This is a genomic window from Caulobacter sp. 602-2, from assembly GCF_011043625.1.
Lineage (GTDB): Bacteria > Pseudomonadota > Alphaproteobacteria > Caulobacterales > Caulobacteraceae > Caulobacter.
Genome location: NZ_JAAKGT010000002.1, coordinates 636,366 through 658,515, shown reverse-complemented (window position 1 = coordinate 658,515; position 22,150 = coordinate 636,366). Strand labels below are relative to the sequence as shown.

Genomic DNA, 22,150 nt, shown 5'->3' with positions numbered 1-22,150 from the left:
AGACCAACTGGACGCAACACCGCACGTGAACGACTGGACGCTGCCGCCCTACAAATTCGACGACCCGCCCGCGCGCCCGACGCCGCCGGCGGGCGGCGGTTTCGCGCCCGTTCCGCCGCCGCCTCCCGAGCCCCCGAAAGGCCCGCCGCAGCGTCCGCCGGAAGAGCCTTTCCGCGCTGACCTGAAGACGCCGCGCAAGAAGGGCGGCTGGGGCTGGGTGTGGATCACCCTGCTGGTCAGCGCCCTGATCGGCTTCCTCGCCGTGGGCGGGGCGGGGGCCTATGTCTGGTTCAAGTACCTGAAGGACACGCCCGACCTGCCGTCGCGTGAGGCGCTGTTCGCGGTCAACCGCGCGCCGGGCGTGCGGTTCGAGGACCGCAGCGGCCAGGTGATCGCCACGCGCGGCCCGCGCTACGGTCAGCGGGTGACGGTCAAGACCGTGCCCGGCTATGTGCCGCTGGCCTTCCTGGCGGCCGAGGACAAGCGCTTCTACAAGCACGGCCCGATCGACCTCTACGGCATCGTGCGCGCGGCTTACGTGAACTGGCGCGCCGGCCGCACGGTGCAGGGCGCCTCGACCCTGTCGCAGCAGCTGGCCAAGGGCCTGTTCCTGACGCCCGACCGCACGGTCGAGCGCAAGCTGCAGGAAATGCTGATGGCCTGGCGCCTGGAACAGGTGCTGACCAAGGACGAGGTGCTGGAGCTCTATCTGAACCGCGTGTTCTTCGGGGCCAACACCTATGGCGTCGACGGCGCGGCGAGAACCTATTTCGGCAAGCCCGCCAGCCAGCTGACCCTTTCCGAAGCCGCCCTGCTGGCCTCGCTGCCCAAGGCGCCCTCGCGCCTGGCCTTGACCCGCGACATGGAGGGGGCGCTGGCCCGCTCGCGCCTGGTCCTGGCCAACATGGAGAAGGAAGGCTGGATCACGGCGGCCGAGCACGCCGCGGCCCTGGACGACACCCCCAAGCTGTCGCCCGACGCCGTCAACAACGAGGGCGACTACGGCTGGGTGCTGGACTACGCCACCACCGAGGCCATCCGCATCGCCGGCCAGAACGCGCCTGATCTCGTCGTGCGCCTGACCATCGACACCCGCCTGCAGAAGGCCGGGGCCGACATCGTGCGCCAGGCCATCGCGCTGGGCGGCCAGCACGCCGGCGCCAGCCAGGCTGCGCTGCTGTCGCTGTCGGCCGACGGGGCGATCCGGGCGATGGTGGGCGGCACCGACTACATCGCCAGCCCCTTCAACCGCGCGGTGCAGGCCAGGCGCCAGCCGGGCTCGACCTTCAAGCCGTTTGTCTATGCCGCGGCCCTGGAGAAGGGCGTGCTGCCCAGCGACGTCCGCGTCGACGGGCCTGTGCAGTTCGGCGACTGGAAGCCCGAGAACTACGGCGGCGACTATCGCGGGCCGATGACGGTGGAGCAGGCCCTGGTCAATTCGACCAACACCATCGCCGTCAAGCTGGCCCAGGAGGCCGGCGGCGCGCAGGTGGGCAACCTCGCCCGCCGCTTCGGGATCACCAGCCTGCCCGACCGGCCCGACCTGTCGGTGGCGCTGGGGGCCTATGAGGTGAACCTGCTGCAGATGACCTCGGGCTTCCAGGTCTTCCAGCTGGGCGGCCAGCGGGTGGAGCCTTATGTCATCGAGAGCATCACCGCCCAGGACGGCCGGCCGATCTATGCTCGCGGGCCGATGGCCCCGGCCCAAGTCTACGACATCGCCAAGGCCAGCATGATGGTCAAGATGATGAAGAAGGTGGTCGACCAGGGCACCGCCAAGCGGGCGGCGTTCGGCTGGCCGGCGGCGGGCAAGACCGGCACCAGCCAGAACTGGCGCGACGCCTGGTTCGTGGGCTTCACCCCCGACTTCGCCACCGGCGTGTGGGTGGGCAACGACAACGACAAGCCGATGAACAAGGTGGTGGGCGGCGACATGCCGGCCAGCATCTGGCGGCGCTACATGCTGGCCGCCCATCAGAACCTGGCGATCCGCGACTTCCCGTGGCTGCTGCCCGACCCTGGCCCGCGCACCTCGCCCGATCCGCGCAACGGCTTCTACGAGACCCTGGCCTCGGAGTTCGCCCGCACGGCCTCGGAACTGGAGAGCGAAGCCGCGCCCGAGGCGCCGGTCGACGACGGCCGCGGGCCGGTCCCGGCGCCGGAGGAGCTGCCGTATTGATCGGGCGGGCGGCGGGTCTGGTTCTGGCTCTGGCCAGCGGCGGGACGGCGATGGCCGAGCCGCAGCCGCGCGCCTGCTATGCCGACTGGACGGTCGAGGGCTGGAACGCGAAGGCCTATGCCCACGCCTGGGCCGACGGCCGGCTGGAGCAGGTCGAGGTCGTCGTCGCGCCGCCTGAGGCCGCGCCGCGCGGCGAGCCGGCCACGCCCTGGGTGCGCTACCTGGCGACGGCGACCGCCCCTGACGGAACGCCCCGCGCCTGGGCGATCGAGGCGCGGATGGTCGCTTTCAGCCGCGAGACGCGGCGCGGCTGGACCGTCGACCTGCTGGCCGACGGCGTGCTGGTCGGCGGCGGGCCGGTGACGTGGACGGCGGCCCCGCCCTTGCGCGGCATGGAAAACCTGCCCGTGCTTCCGCAGAGCGATGGCGTCTACCGGATGGACGCGACCGGCGTGCTGGATGCGATCGACCAGGCCGGGCGCCTGGAGGTGGCGGTCCGCGCCAAGGGCCGCGCGCCGGTGATCCTGGCCTTCGAAGGCCCCGGCCGGGCCAAGGCCCAGGCCGTGGGCGAGGCGGCGATGGACCGCCTGCGCCGGACCGTGGCGGGCGAGGCGCTCGACGGCGCCAACTGCCGGGCGCTGGCCGAGGGACGCTAGGCGGTTTCGGCGCTCCGCGCCTGGAGCTGGGCGAACAGGGCCGCCACCGCCGGGCGGGTGTACTTCTCGACGGGATCCTCGGTGTCGCCGGGACGCGACCATTCGCCGTCGTCGAAGGCCAAGAAGGTCTTCCAGGCGAAGCTGTCCATTCCGACCAGGTCGAGGACCGGAAAGTGCAGGGCGTTGGCCAGGGCGTCGCAGTAGTCGTAGTCGAGCGTTCCCCGGTGGAAGCCCTCGACCATGCGGGCGAAGAGACGGTCGAGCAGCGTGGCGGGCGAAAGCTGCAGGTCGACCGACCAGTCCATGATGTCGTCGGCGGAGGCGTAGCCGATCGGGATGTCGTCGAAGCCGCCCAACCGGTCGAGCAGGTCGTCCAGGTCGGCGACGGGGTCGTGGGGCGGCGGCGTCTCGATCTCCAGCCTGTGAAGGATCCAGAGGTCGACATCGCGCCAGGCGCCGGTCCGCGTCCATTCCGGCGTGGCGAAGGCGTGGATTTCCAGCACCGGGCGGGCTTCGGGCGAGCCGAGCCGGGGCGCCAGCAGCACCAGGAGGTCGCCGTCGCGCTGGAAGATCGGCAGCACCGGGTCGGCGCCGTAGCGGCCATGCAACCCGGCCATCGCCTGCTCGCGTTCGCCGGCCTCGCCCAGGAACCGCCAACCGATCTCCGCCAGGCGCGGCAGGCCCTCGTCCGCGGCCACGGCGGCGAGGGCGGCGGTCCAGGCGGCGTTCCGGTGTTCGGGATCGGTGCTCATGGCCAAGGTCTAGCAGGCCGGGCGGGGTGTGCGGAATGTCGCCAGCACGGCGGCTTCATGCGGCCTGTCGGCGATGTGGAGCACCAAGGCGTCGGCCAGGTCGCCGGAGGGATGGACGGCCGCGTGGGCGGCGAAATCGGCGACTTCGTCGAGAGACTCGTCGTCATGCCAGGTGGTCATGATCAGCTGGTCGTCGTCCGGCAGGCCGGCCGGATGGGCGGCGATGAAGGCGTCGTCGATCGCGTCGTGCCAGGCCTCGCAACCCGCGCCCCAGGTCATGGCGTAGAGGCAGCCGCTGTCCACCAGCCAGGTTGAAACCCGTGCGCGCCAGACCGGGTCCGCAGGCGTCTCCAGCACCAGCACCGCCTTGAACGGGGCCGCGACCGGCAGGGTGGCCGGCGGCGCGCCGGGCGGCAGGTGCAGATAGGCCAGGGTGCTCATGGCCAGAGCCTAGCAGGCGACGGCCCGGACGGGGATAGAGCCGCGTTCATCCCCGGCGAATGTGGAAAAGCATCGCGCGATATCAGTCGCTTGCAACTTTCTCATGGGGCTGGATCAGACGCGCTCGCTGGCGCCGTACACTTCTGTCATGGCCGAGAAAAGCGAACAGATCGACGCGCTGCTGACCGAGATCCGCGACCTGATCGTGGAGACCTATCACGGCGCCGCCAAGGAACTCCTCATCCAGGTGAAGGACGAGCCGCCGAAGGTTCGGCTGGACGCCAGCAAGCAGGTGGCCCTGGTCGGGCGGCCGGTGGAGATGCTCCACGCCGCCAGGCTGCGTTCGCAGAAGATCTCGGCCGCCAAGCAAGCGCGGATCGCCAAGGCGGTCGGCGAGGAGATGGCGATGAATGACGACGAACCCTGGACCGAAGACCGGATCGAGCGGCTGCATGCCGCTCTCGAGCGCCGACTGGGAGCGGTTGCTCAAAGCGCCGAATTTAAGAGCCTGGTGCGAGAGCGTCTCGATGAGGAGTGTCGAGCTCGCGGCGCACCGCTCGTGGAAACCGGCGGCTCATCAGACGCCGCCTGACGACCCCTGGGCGACCTGGCTGATGCTGGGCGGGCGGGGTGCGGGTAAGACCTTCGCCGGCGCCGGCTGGGTGACCGATCAGGCCGCCCGGCCGTGCCGGATGGCCCTGGTCGGGCCGACCTTCCACGACGTGCGCGAGGTGATGATCGAGGGGCCGTCCGGGCTGCGCGCCCTGGCCCAGGCGGGCAACCGCGTGCGCTGGGAAGGCTCGCGCCGGCGGCTGGTCTGGGACACGGGCGCGGAAGCCTACGCCTTCTCGGCGGAAGACCCCGACAGCCTGCGCGGACCGCAGTTCCATGCCGCCTGGGCCGACGAGTTCTGCGCCTGGCCCAAGGCGGCGCAGACCCTGGCCATGCTGCGGTTCGGGCTGAGGCTGGGCGAGGATCCCAGGCTGGTCGTCACGACGACGCCACGTCCGACCCGGGCGCTGAAGGTGTTGATGGCCGAGCCGGGCGTGGCGACCACGCGGGCGGGCACGGCGGCCAACGCCGGGAACCTGGCGCCCCGGTTCCTGGAGACGCTGGAAGCGCTGTACGGCGGCACGCGGCTGGCGGCGCAGGAACTGGAGGGGATCGTCGTCGAGACCGAGGGCGGCCTCTTTCGGGCCGAGGACCTGGCGCGGTGTCGCGGCGCGCCGCCGGCCAGGTTCGACCGGGTGGTGGTGGCGGTCGACCCGCCGGCCACCGCGCGCGGCGACGCCTGCGGGGTGGTGGTGGCCGGACGCCGCGACGGCCGCGCCTACGTGCTGGCCGACCGCACGGCGCGGGGCCTGTCGCCCAACGGCTGGGCCAGCCTGGCCGTCGCGGCGGCCGTGGATTTCGACGCCGACGCGCTGGTGGCCGAGGCCAACCAGGGCGGCGACATGGTGCGCAGCGTGCTGGCCCAGGCCGCCCCGCCATGCCCGATCAAGCTGGTGCGGGCGTCGGTGGGCAAGCGGGCGCGGGCCGAGCCGGTGGCCGCCCTCTACGAGCAGGGCCGCATCGTCCACTGCGGCGCCTTCCCGGCGCTGGAGGAGGAGCTGATGGGCCTGGGCGATGGCGATCTGGGCCACAGTCCCGACCGGGCCGACGCGCTGGTCTGGGCGCTGAGCGAGTTGATGCTGGGCGGGGGACGGGAGCCGCGGCTTAGGGTGGTGTGAGGCGGGTGGTTTCACTCCCCCACCGGCCCTTTGGGCCGCCTCCCCCACAGGGGGAGGTTCATAGATCAAGGGACCTCCCCCTGTGGGGGAGGCGACCGCGCAGCGGTCGGTGGGGGGAGGTGCACGCGGATTGTCGCCACCACGTCGTCGACTGACTTGAGCACTTCGGCGGCGGGTATTCTCAAGGTGCGGATGCCGAAACCGGCCATGTAGTCGTCGCGGATCGCGTCGCGCCGTGGGCGGTCCTCGGTTTCGTGGGCGTAGCTGTCGACCTCGACCGCGAGCTTGAAGGCCGGGCAATAGAAGTCGAGCACGTAGCGCCCGAACGGGTGCTGGCGGCGAAAGCGCAGGCCGTCCAGTTGACTGCCGCGCAGAGCTTTCCAGAGCATCATCTCCGGCAGGGACATGTCCTTGCGCAGGGCGCGGGCGCGCCTGACGAGCGGGTTTTCGTCGGGCATCGGCTGTTGCTCCCCCCACCGATCGCTTCGCGATCGCCTCCCCCACAGGGGGAGGTTCCTCATGGTTCCCTTCACCCTACATCGTTCTTCATTTGTTCTCAATCTTCACGGGAGCGGGCATGCCTCTCTTCGCGCGCCGGCGTGCGCCGGAAATCAAGGATTCGCGGGCCGCCAGGCTGGTGGCGCTGACCAGCGGCGGGCGGCCGCAGTGGACGCCGAGGGACTATGGCGCCCTGGCCAGCGAGGGGTTCGCCAAGAACCCGGTGGCCTATCGCTGCGTGCGGATGATCGCCGAGGCCGCGGCGGCCGTGCCGCTGGCGGTGTTTCATGACGGCAGGCGCAGCGACGCGCATCCGCTGGCGCGGCTGCTGGCCCGGCCCAATCCCGAGCAGGGCGGGCCCGACCTGATGGAGGCGTTCTTCGGGCACCTGCAGGTGGCGGGCAACGGCTACCTGGAGGCGGCCGGCGAGGGGCCTTCCGAGCTCTACGCCCTGCGGCCCGACCGGATGGCGGTGGTGCCCGGGCCGCGCGGCTGGCCGGCGGCCTACGACTACCAGGCCGGCGGGCGCACGGCGCGGATCGGGCGCGACGCCGACGGCTGGCTGCCGGTGCTGCACATCAAGCTGTTCAACCCGACCAGCGACCACTACGGGGCCTCGCCGCTGGAGGCGGCGGCCTTCGCCATCGACGTGCACAACGCCTCGGGGGCGTGGAACAAGGGCCTGCTCGACAACGCCGCGCGGCCGTCGGGGGCGCTGGTCTACGGCGGGCGCGACGGAGACCGGCTCAGCGAGGAGCAGTTCGAGCGGCTGAAGGCCGAGCTCGCAGGCGCTCACGCCGGGGCCGACAACGCCGGCCGGCCGCTGCTGCTGGAGGGCGGGCTGGAGTGGAAGCCGATGTCGCTGACCCCGGCCGACCTCGATTTCGTCGAGGGCAAGCATGCGGCGGCGCGCGAGATCGCCCTGGCCTTCGGGGTTCCGCCGCAGCTGCTGGGGATCCCCGGCGACAACACCTACGCCAACTACCGCGAGGCCAACGGGGCGTTCTGGCGCCACACCGTCGCGCCCCTGGCCGAGCGGGCGGCGCGGGCGATCACCGCCTGGCTGGAACCGAAGTTCCCCGGCGCGCGGGTCGCCTGCGACCTCGACGCCGTGCCGGCGCTGAGCGCCGAGCGCGACGCGCTGTGGGCGCGGCTGGAGGCGGCGAGCTTCCTGACCGACGAGGAGCGCAGGCGGCTGGCGGGGCTGGAGCTCTAGAGAACCTCCCCCCGTGGGGGAGGCGATCGCGCAGCGATCGGAGGGGGGGCGTGGCTGAGGGCCTGCCAATGCCTCGAAAGCTGAAAACTTCCCCCCACCGGCCTTCGGCCGCCTCCCCCACGGGGGGAGGTTCCTGGAACTTGGAGAGGCTGATGACTTCATCTCCCAACCGCTGGCGGCTGGACCGCCAGATCTCGGCGGCCGTGCTGGTGGCGGTGACGCTGCAGGCGGCTGCGGCGCTGATGTGGGCCGGGCGGGCCAGTGCGCGGATCGACGATCTCACGAGACGCCTCGACGCCCAGGCCCCGGTGGCCGAGCGGCTGGCCAGGCTGGAGACCCAGGCCGAGGCGACGCGCGCGGCCCTGGTGCGGATCGAGGCCAAGCTGGAGGGGGCCGGCCGATGAGCGATCTGCGCATCGAGGGCTACGCCTCGCTGTTCTGGACCCGCGACCTCAACGACGACGTCACCGCCGCCGGGGCCTTCAGGCAAAGCCTGGAGGCCGGGCCGATCCGCATGCTGCATCAGCACGACGAGGCCGAGCCCGTGGGCGTCTGGGACGAGGCGTTCGAGGACGCACGCGGCCTGTTCGTCCGTGGACGGATCATCACCGCGACGCCGCGCGGACGGCTGGTGGCGGCGCTGGTCGAGGCGGGCGCGCTGGACGGGCTGTCGATCGGCTTCCGGCAGGTCAAGGCGCGACGCGACGGGGCCTTGCGGGTGCTGACCCGCGTCGACCTCTGGGAGGTGTCGATCGTGACCTTCCCGATGCTGCCGCAGGCCCGGCTGGCGATGGTCGACTGAAGTTTCCCTTCTCCCCTTGCGGGAGAAGGTGGCCGCGAAAGCGGCCGGATGAGGGGTCTCGCCGGAGATACCGCGCAACCCCTCATCCTCCCACCGGCCTGCGGCCGGCGGGCCCCTCCTTCTCCCGCAAGGGGAGAAGGTAATCCGTGACGGAGAACTCCATGAAGGAAACCAAACAGGTCCCGGCCTCGCCGGAGGCCCGCTCGGCGCTGGCGCAGGTGCTGGCGGCGTTCGAGGGCTTCAAGGCCGCCAACGACCAGCGGCTGGCGGCGATCGAGGGCAAGAGCGCTGACGTGCTGCTGGAGGAGAAGGTCTCGCGCATTGACGCGGCGCTGAACGCCGCCCAGGACCGGCTGGACCGCGTGCTGGCCGACAGCCGCCGTCCGGCGCTCTCCGGCGAGGCGCCGGCCGCGCGGGTGGACGAGCGCAAGGCCGCCTTCGAGCGCTATGTGAAGACCGGCGAGACGGCCGGCCTGCTGGAGGCCAAGGGCCTGTCGGAGGGCGTGGCCACGGCCGGCGGCTATGTGGCGCCGCCGGAGCTGGAGCGGCAGATCCTGCGCCGCCTGGCCGCCACCAGCCCGATGCGCGAGATCTGCCAGGTGCGCACGATCGGCGCGGGCACGTTCCGCAAGCCGGTGTCGCCGACGGGCCTGGCGGCGGCCTGGGTGGCCGAGACCGCCGCGCGTCCGGAGACCACGGCGCCCACGCTGGACGTCATCGACTTCCCGGCCGGCGAGCTCTACGCCAGCCCGGCCGCCACCCAGGCGCTGCTGGACGACGCCTATGTCAGCATCGACGAGTGGCTGGCCGAGGAGGTGCAGGACGCCTTCGCCGCCCAGGAGACGGCCGCCTTCGTGGCCGGCGACGGGGTCAACAAGCCCAAGGGCCTCTTGGCCTACACCGCCGCGCCGGACGCGTCGTACACGTGGGGCCAGCTGGGCTACGTGGCCACCGGCGTGGCCGGGAACTGGCCGGCCAGCAACCCGACCGACAAGCTGATCGACCTGATCTACTCGGCCAAGGCCCAGTACCGCCAGAACGGCCGCTTCGTGCTGAACCGCCGCACGGTCAGCGCGGTGCGCAAGTTCAAGGACGCGCAGGGCAACTACATCTGGAACGCGGCCCTGCAGCCCGGGCAGTCGGCTTCCTTGCTGGGCTTTCCGGTGACCGAGATCGAGGCCATGCCCGATGTCGGGGCCAATGCGCTGGCGGTGGCCTTCGGCGACTTCGAGAAGGGCTACCTGATCGTCGACCGCGCCGGGGTGCGGGTGCTGCGCGACCCCTATTCGGCCAAGCCGCACGTGCTGTTCTACACCACCAAGCGGGTGGGCGGCGGCGTGCAGAACTTCGACGCGGTGAAGCTGCTGAAGTTCGCGGCGAGCTGATGTGAACTCTCCTCCGGCCCCTTGGGAACCTCCCCCCGTGGGGGAGGCGGCCCGGAGGGCCGGAGGGGGGACGTTTTCAGCTGTCGTGGGGCGAGCCGGTTTCGCAAGGTCTCCCCCCACCGATCGCTGCGCGATCGCCTCCCCCACGGGGGGAGGTTCCTGAAGGCCGCCCCACCGGGCGCCTCCCCCAACATCGGAAACATCCCCATGCCCAATTCGGTGACCTTGGCGCAGGCCAAGGCGTTCCTGCGCGCGAGCGGCGAGGACGAGCTGGTGGCGCTGCTGGTCGACGCCGCCGAGGCGCGGGTCGGGCAGGCGGCGGGCGTCGTGCTGAGCGCGGCCAGTCCCGCGCCGCTGCGCCTGGCCGTGCTGGCCCTGGCCTGCCACGCCTATGAGCATCGCCACGACGGCAAGCCGCCGCCGCTGTCGCTGGTCGAGCCGTGGATCGCGCCCTATCGGCAGGCCCGGCTGTGAGCGCCGAGGCCGCCCTGGCCCGGGCCCTGGCCGACCTGCTGGCGAGCGCGCCGGCGGTGTCGGCGATCGTGGGGACGCGGGTGCACGCCGCCCCGCCCCGGATGCTGACCTATCCCTGCGCCAGCATCGGCCGGATCGAGAGCCGGCCCGCCGGCGACAACGACCTGCTCGAGCACGTGGTGACGATCACCTGCGCCTCGCGCTTCGGCGGGCCGGAGGAAGCCAGGGCCATGGTCGCCGCCGCGCGGCTGGCCCTGCACGACGCCCGGCCGCCCGTGGAGGGCCGCGTGCTGGCCTCGCTGAAGGTGCGCTTCTGCGACGTGTTCGCCGCGGCCGACGACGAGCTGACCCTGGGCGTGCTGCGCGTGCGCGCCGTCAGCGAGCCGGCCTGAATTCCAATCATCGAGGAGACCGACCATGGCCGCGCAAGCCGGCAAGGACATGCTGCTGAAGATCGGCGACGGGGGCTCGCCGCAGGCTTTCACGACGGTGGCGGGCCTGCGCGCCCGGACCATCAGCCTGAACGCCAGGACCATTGACGCCACCGACGGCGACAGCGCCGGCCGCTGGCGCGAACTGCTGGCCGGGGCGGGCGTGCGCTCGGCCTCGGTGTCGGGGGCGGGCGTGTTCCGCGACGCGGCCTCGGACGCGATGGTGCGCGACAGCTTCTTTTCGCAGAGCGCCAGGACCTGGCGCCTGGTCATCCCCGACTTCGCCCAGCTGGAGGGGCCGTTCCTGGTCTCGGCGCTGGAATATGCCGGCCAGCACGACGGCGAGGCGGCCTTCGCCCTGACCCTGGCCTCGGCCGGGGCGGTCGCCGTGACGGCGATCTAGGCGAGGACGGCGACATGACGCTTCCCAATCCGGCCAGGGGCGAGGTGACGGCGATGCTGGGCGGGCGCGAGCGGCGGCTGTGCCTGACGCTGGGCGGCCTGGCCAGGATCGAGGGCGCGCTGGGCCTGTCCGACTGGAGCCAGCTGCCGGCGCGGCTGGCGCGGCCTTCGGCGAGCGAGCTGATGGCGGTGCTGGCGGCGCTGGTCGACGACGACCTGGGGCCGCTGGACACCGGCCGGCTGGACCCGCGCGAGGCGGTGGCGGTGGCGGCGGTGGCCCGGGCGCTGGCGGCCGCCGCGTGAGCGTCTGGGACGAGAGGCTGCGGCAGGCGGCGACCGCGTTCGCGATCCCGCCGGCCGCGTTCTGGCGGCTGTCGCTGAAGGAGTGGCGGGCGCTGGCGGGAACGCCGGCCTCGCCAGTGCTGGCGCGGCCGGATCTCGCCGCACTGATGGCGCGGTTTCCCGACAAGGAGGACGAGGACGGATGAGCGGTTTCGACGAGGTGGAGGGCCTGCCGCTGCGCACGGCCGAGGCGGCCGAGGCCCTGGCCGCGCTGGAGGCTCCGGCGCGGGCGGCGGCGCGGTCGATCGAGGACGCCTTCGCCACGGCGGGCGCGGGCCTGGCCCGGTCGTTGGCGCGGGCGGCGGCCGACGGCGAGGTGTCGCTGGCCGAGCTGGCGCGGGCGGTGCTGGGCGCGATCTCGGGCGGAGGAGGCGGCGGCTCGGGCGGCTCGGGCGGTCTGGGCGAGGCGCTGGCCAGCGCTTTGTCGTCGGCCTTTTCCGGGGCGCGGGCCGAGGGCGGCCCGGTGACCGGCGGCGGCGCCTATCTGGTCGGCGAGCGCGGGCCGGAGGTGTTCCGCCCGGCCGGGGCGGGGGCGATCGAGCCTCTCGGCGGCGGCGGGATCAACGTGACCGTGCAGGTGGCCGCCGGCGAGGCGGCGGGCCTGGCGCGGTCGGACGCCCAGCTGGCCCAGGCCCTGGCGCGGGCCGTCAGCCTTGGGGCCCGCCGGCTCTAGCCGAAGACGTCGGCCCGGTCCCGCGGCGCGACTTCGCGTGGGCGCGAGGGCAGGCATCCGAGCAGCGCGACCGCGGCGGCCACGAACAGGCCGGAGGCCGTCTGGGCCTGGGTGCTCAGCAGGAGCAGGGCGACGTCGTGCCGCCCGTCCGACTGCAGGTACAGGGTCGTGGCGAGGGTGCTGGCCACCGGCGGCAGCGCGGCCAGCCAGGTCGGCCAGCCGGCGTCGCGCAGGCGGCGCACGGCGGCCAACGCCCAGACCAGCCACAGCATCACCCGCAGCGGCGGATCCGACGACAGATGGCCGGGCGCGAAGGCGAAGATGATCGCCGTGGCGGCGAGGTTGGCGCCCAGGACGCCCAGGCTCCAGAGCCAGAACGCCAGCCGCCGGCTGCGGCCGCGCAGATAGGCCATGACCGCGCGGTTCACCCGAACACCTCGGCCTGCTGGTCGGGGCTGGGGGCGGAGGCGGGCCTGGGTTTCCACACGCCGAGAGCCACGGCGAGCACGATGATCAGGCTGACGCTGAATATGCTGAGCGTGGTCAGCGTTCCGACGAGATCCATCACGTTGCCGGCGGAGCGGATGATCAGCAGGTTCAGGCCCTGCCAGGCCAGGTAGATGGCCACCGGGAAGGGCGCCAGCCAGGCCGGCAGGCCGGCGTCGCGCAGGCGTCGGGCGGCGAAGACGCACCAGACGGCCACGCTCGCCCAATCCAGACCGTCGCTGGCCAGATCGCTCTGCGCGACGCCCTTGAAGACCATGGCGGCGACGGGGACGGCGATGGACGCGATCCAGTATTCGCGCCGCTTGCCGCGCCCGCGCAGCCAGGCCACGACCGCGTGGCTCATCCGAACACCTCTGCCTGACGGTCGGGCGAGGTTTCGACCGGCTTGGACCGGGGGACGCCGATCGTCACCCAGAAGCCGAGCCAGCCGACCAGGACGGCGCCGGTGACGTAGAGCGCCCAGTCCGGCACGCTGGCGTTCGGGTCGACCGTGAAGGCCGCGGCGAACATCGCCAAGGATCCGGCCGCCGGCGCCAGGCACAGCCAGGGCGACCAGCCGATGTCGCGCAGCCGGCGCACGCCATGCACGAGCCAGGCGGCGAGCAGCACAAAGGCCAGGATGTCCTGGAACGGCGCCTGCTTCAGAAGGAGGTTGCACCCGAACAGCGCGACGACGCCGCCCCAGTACTGGGCGCGGGCGCAGCGTCCGGTCAGGTAGCCGGCGAGGGCCTTGAGCGGGCTCACCCGAACACCTCGGCCTGGGTCTGGGCCGCCGGGGCGTCGAGGGGCTTGGACTTCCACACCCCGAGCACCACCCAGAAGCCGCACCACAGGACCAGGATGAGGACAGGCGCGATATTGAACATGATCAGCTCGGCCGCCCGCTCCAACTGGCTGGCGGCCGCGAGCATCGCGATGACGATGGCCATGCCGACGGGGATCGGCAGCAGGCCCAGCCAGGGCGACCAGCCGATGTCGCGGCACCGCCGCGAGGCGAGCAGGAACCAGGCGACGGCGTGGAGCCAGAGGAGGGCGTTGTGGGACGGGATCAGGTTCTGCACGACGTTGAGGCCGGTCAGGACGACGACCGTGATCCAGTATTCCGGCCGGCGGCACCGGCCCAGCAGATAGCCCTTGATCACGTTCACGCACGCCCCCGAAACACAAAACCCCGCCGCAGGGTAGCGGCGGGGTTGCGTCGGTGAAAGGGCTCTCGCGCCAGGACGGCGCGAGGGGGCTCAGACGGCCACGGCGTTCAGCGGCTGGTCGCCCCAGCGGTTGTCGCCGGTCTGGCCTTCGCTGCAGCCGACCCACAGCGTGAAGCCGATGCTGACCAGGAAGCCCAGCAGCAGCGACATCACCACGCCGCCGGCGCCGGCCAGGGCGAAGAGTTCGGGGTCGCCGCCGTTCAGGGCGATGGCCGCCGCGCCGAAGCCCAGCCACAGGGCCGAGCCGATCAGCATCAGCGGGCCCAGCACGATCGGCAGGGCCTGCCACCAGCCGCTCTTGCCCATGTCGTGCAGGCGCTTGGTGTAGATGCAGACGAAGCAGTAGAGCGTGGCCAGCGCCACGAGATTGCCGATGACCGGAACCCAGCCGGCCACCACGTTGACGCCCAGCAGCATGAGCCAGGCGATCCAGAACGCCTGACGGCCGATACGGCCGTCGGCGGAGAACATCAGGGTTTTCCAGTCCATGTCTTTGTCTCCCAACCTTGAGGAGAGACTAGGGCCGACCCCTGCGCGCATGAAGTGAAATGGGTGTCATGACAAGGGTTTAACCCGCCGCCGCGGGAAGCGGGGCCGAGGGCGTCGCCTCGCCGGCGCGGCGGGGACCGGGCTCGACCCCCAGCCAGCCCAGCAGGGCCAGCCACAGGATCCCGCAGGCCCCCGCGCCGGTGAAGATCGGCACGATGACGGCCATGCCCTGCAGGTGGCCCATCCAGGCCATCAGCGCGCCGGTGAGGATCAGGTCGACGCCCCAGACCCCGACCAGCGGCCAGGGACCGTGGCCCATGTCGCGCAGGCGTTTCAGGCACAGGACGCCGCTGATCCAGCCCTGCAGGGCCAGGATCAGCAGACCCGGGACCCAGCCGTCGAAGCCCAGAGCCGGCCCGCTGACGTCGACCAGCCACGGGCCGATCAGCGGCACGGCGGCCATCGGCGCGGCGCCATGGCGGGCGAAGGCCAGGTAGCCGCCGATCTCGAGCCCCAGCAGCAGGAACAGGCCCAGCCAGAACGGTCCGCGACCGATGGCGCCGCGCGGCGAGAAGAGCAGGGCGAAGAAGGGCACGGCGGGATCTCCGGCGGGTCTGGATGGAATGTAAGTAAATAATCACTCACATTGTGCGACTGTCAAGGAGGGCTCTTCATGAGCTTGGCGATGAGCGCCTTTCACGAGGTGCGGCTGCCCGTGCGCCTGGCCTTCGGCGGGACGAGCGGGATCGAGCGCCGGACCGAGATCGTCGGCCTGGCCTCGGGGTTCGAGCACCGGTCCAGCCCGTGGGCGCACGGTCGGCGGCGCTATCTGGTGGGCACGGCGACGCGCAGCCTGGACGAGGCGGCCGAGCTGGTGGCGTTCTTCGAGGCGCGGCGGGGGCGGCTGCACGGCTTCCGGTTCCGCGACCCGGCCGACTTCAAGTCGTGCGCGCCGTCGCTGACCCCGGCCCCGGGCGACCAGGCGCTGGGCGTGGGCGACGGGACGCTGCGGACCTTCGCCCTGGCCAAGGCCTATGGCGACGGCGAGACGGCCGTGTCGCGGCCGATCGTCAAGCCGCAGGCGGGCAGCGTGCGGGTGGCCGTGGCCGGGGTGGAGCAGGCGGCCGGGGCCTTTTCCGTCGACGCCGCCAGCGGCCTGGTGACCCTGGCCGCCGCGCCGGCGGCGGGGGCGCCGGTGAGCGCGGGCTTCCTGTTCGACACGCCGGTGCGCTTCGACCTCGACCGGATCGACGTGACCCTGGAGGGGTTCGGCGCGGCACGGGTGGGGGCCGTGCCGCTGGTCGAGGTGCGGGCCTGATGCGCGCGGTCGAGGCGGCGCTGGCGGCGCGTATCGAAGGCGGGGCGGCCGGCCTGTGCCACGCCTGGATCCTGACCCGGGCCGACGGCCTGGCGCTGGGCTTCACCGACCACGACCGCGACCTGGCGGTCGATGGCGTGACCTGCCGGGCGGCCAGCGGCTGGACGGCGGGGGCGGTGGAGAGCGAGGCGGGAGGCGGCCCGGGGCTGGCGGCGGCGCTGGGCGCGCTGGACGACGCGGCGATCACGGCGGCCGACATCGAGGCGGGGCTGCACGACGGCGCGCAGGTGGTCTGCCTGCGGGTGGACTGGCGCGCGCCCGACCTTTCCGTCGAACTGTGGCGGGCGCGGGTGGCGCGGGTGTCGTGGACCGGCCGGGCCTTCACCGCCGAGCTGGAGGGGCCGGCCCAGGCGCTGGAGCGGGTGGCGGGGCGGACCTACGCCAGGACCTGCGATGCGACCCTGGGCGACGCGCGCTGCGGCGTCGATCTTGCGGCCCATCCCGGCGCGACCTGCGACCGGCGGTGGGCGACCTGCCGGACGGTGTTTTCCAACGGCGCCAACTTCCGGGGCTTTCCCAGCCTGCCGGGCGAGGACTTCCTGACCCTCTATCCCGGCGAGGGCGAGATCCACGACGGGGGCCGGCGATGAGGGCCGGGTCGCGCCGGGGCGAGGTCCTGGCCGAGGCGCGGGCCTGGCTGGGCACGCCCTATCAGCACCAGGCCAGCCTGAAGGGCGTGGGCTGCGACTGCCTGGGCCTGGTGCGCGGGGTCTGGCGGGCGCTGCACGGCCCCGAGCGCGAGCCCCTGCCGCCCTATCGCCCGGACTGGGCCGAGCTGGGCGCGGGCGAGCCGCTGCTGGAGGGCCTTGGCCGGGCGCTGGTCGCGCTCGCGCCGCGCCAGGCCGCGCCCGGCGACGTGCTGGTCTTCCGCATGGCCGCGGGCGCGGCGGCCAAGCACTGCGCGATCCTGTCGGAGCAAGGTCCGGCGGGGGCGCGGATGATCCACGCCTACTGGGGGCGGGCCTGCGTCGAAAGCTGGCTGGGACCCTGGTGGCGCACGCGGCTGGTCGCCGCCTTCTCGTTTCCGGAGCAAGACTGATGGCGCAGATGATCCTGCAGGCGGCCGGGTCGGGCCAGGGCGTGCTGAGCGCCATCGCCGCCACGGCGGCGGCGGCGGTCGACGCGGGCCTGATGGCGGGCCTGGCGCCGGCGCGTTCGGGGCCGCGCATCGCCGAACTGCGCCTGAACGGCGCGGCCGAGGGGGCGCCCATGCCGTGCGTGTTCGGCCGGGCGCGGGTGAGCGGCCAGGTGATCTGGGCGGCGCGCTTCACCGAGCACCGGCGCGAGAGCGGCGGCAAGGGCGGCCGGGTGCGCACCTATGGCTACAGCCTGTCGTTCGCCGTGGCGCTGGGCGAGGGCCCGGTCGACGGGATCGGCCGGGTGTGGGCCGACGGCAAGGTCATGGACATGACCGGGGTGGCCATGCGGCTGCATCGCGGCACTGAGGACCAGGCGCCCGACCCGCTGATCGCGGCCGTCGAGGGCGGCGAGGCGCCGGCCTATCGCGGCGTGGCCTATGTGGTGTTCGAGGACCTGGCGCTGGACGCCTATGGGGCGCGGCCGCCGCAGCTGTCGTTCGAGGTGCTGCGCCGGCCGGGCGGCGACGGCACGGGGCTGGAGGACCGGCTGGAAAGCGTGTGCCTGATCCCCGGGGCGGGCGAGTTCGTGCTGGCGAGCCAGGTGGTGCTGAGGCGCGAGGGGCTGATCCGCACCAGCGCCGAGAACCAGAACAACGCCGAGGGGCGGGCCGACCTGCTGGTCAGCCTCGACCAGCTGCAGGCGCAGCTGCCGAACGTGAGGCACGTGAACCTGGTGGTCAGCTGGTTCGGGACCGACCTGCGCTGCGGCGCGTGCGAGATCGCGCCGGGCGTCGAGGCGCGCGACAAGCCGACCGAGCCGCTGGCCTGGCGGGTGGCGGGGCTGGATCGCGGGCAGGCGCGGCTGATCTCCAGCCACGCGGGCGGCGTGGCCTATGGCGGCACGCCGTCCGACGAGGCGGTGGCGCAGGCGATCGCCGAACTGAAGCGGCGGGGTCTTTCGGTGACGCTCTATCCGTTCGTGCTGATGGACGTGCCGGCGGGCAACGGCCTGCCCGATCCGCACGGCGGGACCGAGCAGGCCGCCTATCCCTGGCGCGGGCGGATCACCTGCCATCCGGCCCCGGGACGGGCGGGATCGCCGCACGGCACCGGCGCGGCCGCCGCGCAGGCGGCGGCGTTCTTCGATGGCGAGCGGGGCTATGCCCGCTTCGTGCGGCACTATGCCGACCTGGCCGCGCGGGCGGGCGGGGTGGACGGCTTCCTGATCGGCTCGGAGCTGGTCGGGCTGACCCGCGTGCGCGACGCGGCGGGCTTTCCGGCCGTGGCGGCGCTGAGGGCGCTGGCCGGCCAGGTGCGGGCGGTGGTCGGGCCGGAGACGAAGATCGGCTACGCCGCCGACTGGAGCGAGTATTTCGGCTCGCAGCCCGCCGACGGTTCGGGCGACGTGCGCTTCCATCTCGACCCGCTGTGGGCCGACGTCGACATCGACTTCGTGGGGATCGACTACTATCCGCCGATCACCGACTGGCGGGACGGCGAGGACCACGCGGACGCCCTGGCCGGGTGGGGCGGGCCGCATGATCGGGCTTATCTGCGCCAGGGCCTGACCGGCGGCGAGGGCTTCGACTGGTTCTACGCCTCGCCCGAGGACCGAGCCGCGCAGGCGCGCACGCCGATCACCGACGGAGCGCACGGCGAGCCGTGGGTGTTCCGGCCCAAGGACCTTCTGTCGTGGTGGAGCAACCCGCACCACGACCGCCCGGGCGGCGTGCGGCAGGCCGACCCGACGGCGTGGGTTCCGCGGTCCAAGCCGATCCGGCTGATCGAGTTCGGCTGCGGGGCGGTCGACAAGGGCGCCAACGCCCCCAACCTGTTCGTCGACCCCAAGAGCGCCGAGAGCGCGCTGCCGCCGTTCTCGGACGGAAGCGCCGACGAGCTTGGCCAGCGACGGGCGCTGGAGGCGGTGCTGGCCATGGTGGCCGACCCGGCCGCCAATCCGCGCTCGCCGGTCTATGGCGGGCCGATGATCGAGCAGGCCAGCGCCTGGTGCTGGGACGCCCGGCCGTTTCCCGACTTTCCGGCGCGGGCCGACGTGTGGGCCGACGCGCCGAACTGGCGTCTGGGCCACTGGCTGAACGGCCGGGCGGGCGCGGCGGGGCTGGCCGAGCTGGTTGCGGCGGTGGCGGCGCGGGCCGGGGTCGAGCTGGATCCGGGCGAGGCGTCGGGCGACGTGGCCGGCTATGTGATCGACCGGCCGATGCGGCTGCGCGAGGCGCTGTCGCCGCTGACCGAGGCCTTCGGGCTGGACGCGGTGGAGCGCGGCGGGCGGGTGCGGCTGGTCTCGCGCTCGGGCCCGGCGCTGGGCGTGCTGGTCGGCGACGACCTGGCCTGGCCGGAGGATCGGTCCGCGCCGGCCAGCGCCGCGCGGCGGCTGGAGGATGCGGCGGGCGCGGTGCGGATCCGGTTCTTGGACCTGGCCCGCGACTACCAGGCCGGCGGGCTGATCGTGCGGGGCGCGGCCCAGGGGCCGGTGCTGGACGTGGAGGCGCCGATGGTGCTGACGACGGCCCAGGCCGACGCGGTCGCGCGGCGGCGGCTGGACGCCGAGAGCGCGGCGAGGCGCGAGCGGATCGTCCACCTGTCGCCGCTGGCGGCGTTGCGCTGGGAGGCGGGCGACCGCGTCGCGTTCGAGGGCGAGACCTGGCGCGTGGCGCGGCTGGACCTGGACGAGCGGCCGAGGGCGCGGCTGCTGCCCATCCTGCCGCGGGCGAGCGTCGGCGGTGAGATCGACTGGAGCCCGGCCCCGCCGCGTCCGGCCCAGGGGCCGCCGGCGCTGGTGGTGCTGGACCTGCCGCCGCTGCCGGGGGCGGAGACCGACGCGCGGCCGCTGGTCGCGGTCGCCGCCGAGCCGTGGCGGGCCTTCGACGTGCACGCCGGACCCGAGGTGGAGGCCTTGCGCGCGCGGGCGACGGCGACGACCTGCGCGACGGTGGGAACGACGCTGTCGGACCTGCCGGCGGGGCCGCGGCATCGGATCGACCGGGCGGGCCGGCTGGTGGTGCGGCTGGAGGGCGGAACGCCGCTGAGCCGCAGCCGCGCGGCGGTGCTGGCCGGCGAGAACCTGCTGGCGGTGGAGGGGGCAGGCGGCTGGGAGCTTCTGCAGTTCCTGCAGGCGGAGATGGTCGGGCCCAGGACCTGGGCGCTGAACGGCCTGCTGCGCGGGCAGCAGGGCTCGGACGTGGCGGCGATGGTCGCGGCCGGGGCGCGGGCGGTGCTGGTCGACGCGGCCCTGGCGCGCGCCCAGGCGGCCCCGGCCGAGCGCGGCCTGCCGCTGGTGTGGCGCGCGGCGCCGGCCGGCGGTCCGGCGGCGGGACCGGCGATGACCCAGGTGGAGGCGGCCTGGCGGGGCCTGGCCCTGCGGCCCTGGTCGCCGGCCCACCTGCGGGCCAGGACGGCGGGCGGCGATGTGCGGCTGTCGTGGATCCGGCGCTCGGCCGCCGACGGCGACGGCTGGGAGGCCGAGGCGCCCGCGGCGGGAACGGGCGAGGCCTGGCGGGTGGAGATCCTGGACGGGGCGACGGTGGTGCGGACGGCCGAAACCACGGCGCGGGCGTTCGTCTGGACGGCGGCCATGCGGGCCGCCGACCTGCCGGGCGGACCGTCGGGCGCGCTGTCGGCCAGGGTGGCGCAGGGGGCGGCCGACTGGGGCTGGGGCGCGGCTGCGACGATCTCGCTGTGATATTAATGCAACATTTGGCTTGCGCCCGGCGCGGAACCGCCTAATTGAGGGGCTTCGGCATTTCCGTACTTCCTTGAGGGCCTTCCTTGGCGCGCGACCCCTATCTGGAGCTTGGCGTTTCCCGCGGCGCGAGCGCGGACGAGATCCGCAAGGCTTTCCGCAAGCTGGCCAAGCAATACCACCCCGACACCAATCCGGGGGACAAGAAGGCCGAGGACAAGTTCAAGCAGGTCAGCGCCGCCTTCGACATCCTCGGCGACGCCGAGAAGAAGAAGAAGTTCGACGCCGGCGAGATCGACGCCGACGGTCGCGAGACCATGCGCGGTTTCGGCGGCGGCCAGGGTCCGTTCGGCGGCGGCTTCAACCGGGGCGGCTTCGGGCGCGGCGGGAGCAGCGGCGAGGGGCCGGAGATCGACCTCAACGACCTGTTCGGCGACATCCTGGGCCGCAATCGTGGGGCCGGCGGCGGCGGCGGCGGGTTCGGCGGCGGCTTCTCGGCCAAGGGCGCGGACGTGCGCGCGCGGCTCGACATCGACCTGGAAGAGTCGATCAAGGGCGGCAAGAAGCGCGTGGCCTTCTCGGACGGCCGCACCATCGACGTGACCATCCCGGCCGGCGCCCAGGAAGGCCAGACCCTGCGCCTGAAGGGCCAGGGCAGCCCGGGCCGCGGCGGGAACGGCGATGCTCTGATCGAGCTGGCGGTCAAGCCGCACCCGATCTACCGCAAGGAAGGCGAGCACCTGGTGATGGACCTGCCGGTCAGCGTTCCCGACGCGGTGCTGGGCGGCAAGGTCGAGGCCCCCACGCCCGACGGTCCGGTCAACGTCACCGTGCCCAAAGGCGCCAACAGCGGCAGCAAGCTGCGGCTGAAGGGCCGGGGCCTGGCCGACGCCAAGGGCCATCGCGGCGATCTCTACGCCCGCCTGATCGTCACCCTGCCCGAGACCATCGACGAGGACCTGGAGAAGTTCGCCCAGGCCTGGCGCGAGCAGAAGCCCTACACCCCCAAGCGGCGGTAGGGGCGGGCGGTTCTTAACCATGCCTGGTCAGGTCTGGTTAAGACCTGGCGACCAGATTGCGCGGTGTTTCCAGAAGGGAAGTCGCCGTGCAGGTGTCCGCAACCAACGCCGCCGTCCGCTACGCCCCGCCGCGCCCGGCCGGTTCGGGCGAGGCCGCCGCGGCGATCGTCGACCTGACGCAGCTGGCCGTGGCGCAGACCAACGCCAAGGCGACCCAGGCCGCCGGCGCGGCCCTGGCCCAGGCCACCGGCGAACTGACGGGCGTGCTGGTCGACATCTCGGCCTGAGAGCTAGGCTCCGGCGATAGCGATCGCCGTCAGTGCGGCCGCGATAGCGGCAGTCGCGAATAGATCTCCCGCTCTTGCGTCCAGCTGCTGTCGGAGAGGTTGGACGTCATGTTCCTGTCGAAGAGCAGGAACGACACGTCGTTGCTGCGAACGACGCCGACGCCGGCCTCCCAATTGCTCTGGACGAGCTCCGACAGCGATTGGAGAAACGCCCAGGCGGCCAGACTGGCCCACTCGTCCTCGGGCGGCAGGGCCTGCTCGATCGCCTCATAGGTCTCGAAGGTGGGCGGCCGGGTCAGGATGGCGGGCGTCGCCGGCTGGTCCCCGAGGATGAGAAACTGCTCTGGCCAACGCGCCCGGGCGTTTTCGAACAGCTCGTTCTTGCTTCGCGGCGTCCCCATTCGCCCTCATCGCATCGGGACCGGGGCGACGCAATCTGCCCCGGCTGAGATGGTCGCGCTGGCCGCCAAAAGGCAAAGGGCGCGCCGTGGCGGCGCGCCCT

30 protein-coding genes are annotated in these 22,150 nt (G+C 73.2%); 20 read left to right on the top strand and 10 right to left on the bottom strand.

The window, feature by feature from the left end:
• The first annotated feature begins 25 nt into the window (after positions 1-25).
• Positions 26-2,179 carry a PBP1A family penicillin-binding protein gene (locus G5B46_RS07500; RefSeq protein ID WP_346764887.1) on the top strand — a complete coding sequence of 718 codons (2,154 nt, stop codon included), beginning with the start codon at positions 26-28 and terminating at the stop codon, positions 2,177-2,179.
• Positions 2,176-2,835 (top strand): hypothetical protein, encoded by a 660-nt coding sequence (locus tag G5B46_RS07495; RefSeq protein WP_165257374.1) that lies wholly within the window; start codon positions 2,176-2,178, stop codon positions 2,833-2,835. Before G5B46_RS07500 ends, G5B46_RS07495 begins: the two co-directional genes overlap by 4 nt.
• Here G5B46_RS07495 and G5B46_RS07490 read toward each other — a convergent pair.
• Positions 2,832-3,587, bottom strand: coding sequence for a hypothetical protein (locus G5B46_RS07490; protein ID WP_165257372.1), 756 nt, complete (start codon positions 3,585-3,587; stop codon positions 2,832-2,834). The genes G5B46_RS07495 and G5B46_RS07490 overlap by 4 nt on opposite strands.
• A gap of 9 nt (positions 3,588-3,596) precedes the next feature.
• Positions 3,597-4,028: a hypothetical protein gene (locus G5B46_RS07485; protein ID WP_165257370.1), complete on the bottom strand. Its 432-nt coding sequence runs from the start codon at positions 4,026-4,028 to the stop codon at positions 3,597-3,599.
• Positions 4,029-4,131: 103 nt separating this feature from the next.
• On the opposite strand from G5B46_RS07485, the gene G5B46_RS07480 reads away from it, so the two are divergent.
• Complete coding sequence (locus G5B46_RS07480) at positions 4,132-4,620, top strand: hypothetical protein (RefSeq protein WP_165257368.1); 489 nt, start codon at positions 4,132-4,134, stop codon at positions 4,618-4,620.
• The gene (locus tag G5B46_RS07475) at positions 4,556-5,758 is read left to right on the top strand and encodes a terminase family protein (protein ID WP_165257366.1); all 1,203 of its coding nucleotides are present in this window, start codon (positions 4,556-4,558) and stop codon (positions 5,756-5,758) included. The genes G5B46_RS07480 and G5B46_RS07475 overlap by 65 nt, the downstream gene beginning before the upstream one ends.
• A gap of 65 nt (positions 5,759-5,823) precedes the next feature.
• Here G5B46_RS07475 and G5B46_RS07470 read toward each other — a convergent pair whose 3' ends face one another.
• Positions 5,824-6,216: a DUF559 domain-containing protein gene (locus G5B46_RS07470; RefSeq protein ID WP_165257364.1), complete on the bottom strand. Its 393-nt coding sequence runs from the start codon at positions 6,214-6,216 to the stop codon at positions 5,824-5,826.
• A 119-nt stretch (positions 6,217-6,335) separates the two neighbouring features.
• Here G5B46_RS07470 and G5B46_RS07465 point away from each other — a divergent pair, with 119 nt between their 5' ends.
• The 10 genes from G5B46_RS07465 (at position 6,336) to G5B46_RS07425 (ending at position 11,981) form a co-directional block, all read left to right on the top strand.
• Complete coding sequence (locus tag G5B46_RS07465; RefSeq protein ID WP_165257362.1) at positions 6,336-7,472, top strand: phage portal protein; 1,137 nt, start codon at positions 6,336-6,338, stop codon at positions 7,470-7,472.
• A gap of 152 nt (positions 7,473-7,624) precedes the next feature.
• Positions 7,625-7,876: a hypothetical protein gene (locus G5B46_RS07460; protein ID WP_165257360.1), complete on the top strand. Its 252-nt coding sequence runs from the start codon at positions 7,625-7,627 to the stop codon at positions 7,874-7,876.
• Positions 7,873-8,274: an HK97 family phage prohead protease gene (locus G5B46_RS07455; RefSeq protein WP_165257358.1), complete on the top strand. Its 402-nt coding sequence runs from the start codon at positions 7,873-7,875 to the stop codon at positions 8,272-8,274. The genes G5B46_RS07460 and G5B46_RS07455 overlap by 4 nt, the downstream gene beginning before the upstream one ends.
• A gap of 161 nt (positions 8,275-8,435) precedes the next feature.
• On the top strand, positions 8,436-9,659 hold the full coding sequence (locus G5B46_RS07450) for a phage major capsid protein (RefSeq protein ID WP_165257356.1): 1,224 nt from the start codon (positions 8,436-8,438) through the stop codon (positions 9,657-9,659).
• Between the two features lie 207 nt (positions 9,660-9,866).
• Positions 9,867-10,133 (top strand): head-tail connector protein, encoded by a 267-nt coding sequence (locus G5B46_RS24170; RefSeq protein WP_205691519.1) that lies wholly within the window; start codon positions 9,867-9,869, stop codon positions 10,131-10,133.
• Positions 10,130-10,525, top strand: coding sequence for a DUF3168 domain-containing protein (locus G5B46_RS24165; RefSeq protein WP_346764886.1), 396 nt, complete (start codon positions 10,130-10,132; stop codon positions 10,523-10,525). Before G5B46_RS24170 ends, G5B46_RS24165 begins: the two co-directional genes overlap by 4 nt.
• Positions 10,526-10,550: 25 nt before the next feature.
• Positions 10,551-10,967, top strand: coding sequence for a phage major tail protein, TP901-1 family (locus G5B46_RS07440; protein ID WP_165257354.1), 417 nt, complete (start codon positions 10,551-10,553; stop codon positions 10,965-10,967).
• Positions 10,968-10,981: 14 nt separating this feature from the next.
• The gene (locus G5B46_RS07435; RefSeq protein ID WP_165257352.1) at positions 10,982-11,269 is read left to right on the top strand and encodes a GTA-gp10 family protein; all 288 of its coding nucleotides are present in this window, start codon (positions 10,982-10,984) and stop codon (positions 11,267-11,269) included.
• Positions 11,266-11,454, top strand: coding sequence for a phage tail assembly chaperone (locus G5B46_RS07430; protein ID WP_346764885.1), 189 nt, complete (start codon positions 11,266-11,268; stop codon positions 11,452-11,454). The genes G5B46_RS07435 and G5B46_RS07430 overlap by 4 nt, the downstream gene beginning before the upstream one ends.
• Entirely contained in the window at positions 11,451-11,981 is a 531-nt protein-coding gene (locus tag G5B46_RS07425) for a phage tail tape measure protein (RefSeq protein ID WP_165257350.1), read from the top strand. Before G5B46_RS07430 ends, G5B46_RS07425 begins: the two co-directional genes overlap by 4 nt.
• Here the strand turns inward: G5B46_RS07425 and G5B46_RS07420 are convergent.
• The 6 genes from G5B46_RS07420 to G5B46_RS07395 form a co-directional block, all read right to left on the bottom strand.
• A complete protein-coding gene (locus tag G5B46_RS07420) occupies positions 11,978-12,409 on the bottom strand; it encodes a DUF805 domain-containing protein (protein ID WP_165257348.1) in 432 nt (143 codons plus the stop codon). The genes G5B46_RS07425 and G5B46_RS07420 overlap by 4 nt on opposite strands.
• Positions 12,406-12,831, bottom strand: coding sequence for a hypothetical protein (locus G5B46_RS07415; protein ID WP_165257346.1), 426 nt, complete (start codon positions 12,829-12,831; stop codon positions 12,406-12,408). Before G5B46_RS07415 ends, G5B46_RS07420 begins: the two co-directional genes overlap by 4 nt.
• Positions 12,828-13,232, bottom strand: a complete 405-nt coding sequence (locus tag G5B46_RS07410; RefSeq protein ID WP_165257344.1) for a hypothetical protein — start codon at positions 13,230-13,232, stop codon at positions 12,828-12,830. The genes G5B46_RS07415 and G5B46_RS07410 overlap by 4 nt, the downstream gene beginning before the upstream one ends.
• A complete protein-coding gene (locus G5B46_RS07405; protein WP_165257342.1) occupies positions 13,229-13,636 on the bottom strand; it encodes a DUF805 domain-containing protein in 408 nt (135 codons plus the stop codon). Before G5B46_RS07405 ends, G5B46_RS07410 begins: the two co-directional genes overlap by 4 nt.
• Before the next feature lie 90 nt (positions 13,637-13,726).
• Positions 13,727-14,185: a DUF805 domain-containing protein gene (locus G5B46_RS07400; protein WP_165257340.1), complete on the bottom strand. Its 459-nt coding sequence runs from the start codon at positions 14,183-14,185 to the stop codon at positions 13,727-13,729.
• A 79-nt stretch (positions 14,186-14,264) separates the two neighbouring features.
• A complete protein-coding gene (locus G5B46_RS07395) occupies positions 14,265-14,780 on the bottom strand; it encodes a hypothetical protein (RefSeq protein WP_165257338.1) in 516 nt (171 codons plus the stop codon).
• A gap of 90 nt (positions 14,781-14,870) precedes the next feature.
• Between G5B46_RS07395 and G5B46_RS07390 the strand changes: the two genes are divergently transcribed.
• The 6 genes from G5B46_RS07390 to G5B46_RS07365 all read left to right on the top strand — a co-directional run bounded on the left by G5B46_RS07390 (position 14,871) and on the right by G5B46_RS07365 (position 21,648).
• Complete coding sequence (locus tag G5B46_RS07390; RefSeq protein WP_165257601.1) at positions 14,871-15,503, top strand: DUF2460 domain-containing protein; 633 nt, start codon at positions 14,871-14,873, stop codon at positions 15,501-15,503.
• Positions 15,503-16,153, top strand: coding sequence for a DUF2163 domain-containing protein (locus G5B46_RS07385; RefSeq protein WP_165257336.1), 651 nt, complete (start codon positions 15,503-15,505; stop codon positions 16,151-16,153). Before G5B46_RS07390 ends, G5B46_RS07385 begins: the two co-directional genes overlap by 1 nt.
• On the top strand, positions 16,150-16,602 hold the full coding sequence (locus G5B46_RS07380; protein WP_165257334.1) for an NlpC/P60 family protein: 453 nt from the start codon (positions 16,150-16,152) through the stop codon (positions 16,600-16,602). Before G5B46_RS07385 ends, G5B46_RS07380 begins: the two co-directional genes overlap by 4 nt.
• The gene (locus G5B46_RS07375; protein WP_165257332.1) at positions 16,602-20,342 is read left to right on the top strand and encodes a glycoside hydrolase/phage tail family protein; all 3,741 of its coding nucleotides are present in this window, start codon (positions 16,602-16,604) and stop codon (positions 20,340-20,342) included. The genes G5B46_RS07380 and G5B46_RS07375 overlap by 1 nt, the downstream gene beginning before the upstream one ends.
• A gap of 86 nt (positions 20,343-20,428) precedes the next feature.
• Entirely contained in the window at positions 20,429-21,361 is a 933-nt protein-coding gene (locus G5B46_RS07370; protein ID WP_165257330.1) for a J domain-containing protein, read from the top strand.
• Between the two features lie 86 nt (positions 21,362-21,447).
• Positions 21,448-21,648 carry a hypothetical protein gene (locus G5B46_RS07365; protein WP_101718418.1) on the top strand — a complete coding sequence of 67 codons (201 nt, stop codon included), beginning with the start codon at positions 21,448-21,450 and terminating at the stop codon, positions 21,646-21,648.
• A gap of 29 nt (positions 21,649-21,677) precedes the next feature.
• Here G5B46_RS07365 and G5B46_RS07360 read toward each other — a convergent pair whose 3' ends face one another.
• Positions 21,678-22,049 carry a hypothetical protein gene (locus G5B46_RS07360; protein WP_165257328.1) on the bottom strand — a complete coding sequence of 124 codons (372 nt, stop codon included), beginning with the start codon at positions 22,047-22,049 and terminating at the stop codon, positions 21,678-21,680.
• Positions 22,050-22,150: the final 101 nt, after the last annotated feature.

Excerpts from the sequence above, each read along its gene's own strand:
- G5B46_RS07490 (WP_165257372.1), bottom strand. The coding sequence starts at position 3,587 with ATGAGCACCGATCCCGAACACCGGAACGCCGCCTGGACCGCCGCCCTC.
- G5B46_RS07485 (WP_165257370.1), bottom strand. The coding sequence starts at position 4,028 with ATGAGCACCCTGGCCTATCTGCACCTGCCGCCCGGCGCGCCGCCGGCC.
- G5B46_RS07480 (WP_165257368.1), top strand. The coding sequence starts at position 4,132 with ATGGGGCTGGATCAGACGCGCTCGCTGGCGCCGTACACTTCTGTCATG.
- G5B46_RS07475 (WP_165257366.1), top strand. The coding sequence starts at position 4,556 with ATGAGGAGTGTCGAGCTCGCGGCGCACCGCTCGTGGAAACCGGCGGCT.
- G5B46_RS07470 (WP_165257364.1), bottom strand. The coding sequence starts at position 6,216 with ATGCCCGACGAAAACCCGCTCGTCAGGCGCGCCCGCGCCCTGCGCAAG.
- G5B46_RS07465 (WP_165257362.1), top strand. The coding sequence starts at position 6,336 with ATGCCTCTCTTCGCGCGCCGGCGTGCGCCGGAAATCAAGGATTCGCGG.
- G5B46_RS07460 (WP_165257360.1), top strand. The coding sequence starts at position 7,625 with ATGACTTCATCTCCCAACCGCTGGCGGCTGGACCGCCAGATCTCGGCG.
- G5B46_RS07455 (WP_165257358.1), top strand. The coding sequence starts at position 7,873 with ATGAGCGATCTGCGCATCGAGGGCTACGCCTCGCTGTTCTGGACCCGC.
- G5B46_RS07450 (WP_165257356.1), top strand. The coding sequence starts at position 8,436 with ATGAAGGAAACCAAACAGGTCCCGGCCTCGCCGGAGGCCCGCTCGGCG.
- G5B46_RS24170 (WP_205691519.1), top strand. The coding sequence starts at position 9,867 with ATGCCCAATTCGGTGACCTTGGCGCAGGCCAAGGCGTTCCTGCGCGCG.
- G5B46_RS07440 (WP_165257354.1), top strand. The coding sequence starts at position 10,551 with ATGGCCGCGCAAGCCGGCAAGGACATGCTGCTGAAGATCGGCGACGGG.
- G5B46_RS07435 (WP_165257352.1), top strand. The coding sequence starts at position 10,982 with ATGACGCTTCCCAATCCGGCCAGGGGCGAGGTGACGGCGATGCTGGGC.
- G5B46_RS07425 (WP_165257350.1), top strand. The coding sequence starts at position 11,451 with ATGAGCGGTTTCGACGAGGTGGAGGGCCTGCCGCTGCGCACGGCCGAG.
- G5B46_RS07415 (WP_165257346.1), bottom strand. The coding sequence starts at position 12,831 with ATGAGCCACGCGGTCGTGGCCTGGCTGCGCGGGCGCGGCAAGCGGCGC.
- G5B46_RS07400 (WP_165257340.1), bottom strand. The coding sequence starts at position 14,185 with ATGGACTGGAAAACCCTGATGTTCTCCGCCGACGGCCGTATCGGCCGT.
- G5B46_RS07390 (WP_165257601.1), top strand. The coding sequence starts at position 14,871 with ATGAGCGCCTTTCACGAGGTGCGGCTGCCCGTGCGCCTGGCCTTCGGC.
- G5B46_RS07385 (WP_165257336.1), top strand. The coding sequence starts at position 15,503 with ATGCGCGCGGTCGAGGCGGCGCTGGCGGCGCGTATCGAAGGCGGGGCG.
- G5B46_RS07380 (WP_165257334.1), top strand. The coding sequence starts at position 16,150 with ATGAGGGCCGGGTCGCGCCGGGGCGAGGTCCTGGCCGAGGCGCGGGCC.
- G5B46_RS07375 (WP_165257332.1), top strand. The coding sequence starts at position 16,602 with ATGGCGCAGATGATCCTGCAGGCGGCCGGGTCGGGCCAGGGCGTGCTG.
- G5B46_RS07360 (WP_165257328.1), bottom strand. The coding sequence starts at position 22,049 with ATGGGGACGCCGCGAAGCAAGAACGAGCTGTTCGAAAACGCCCGGGCG.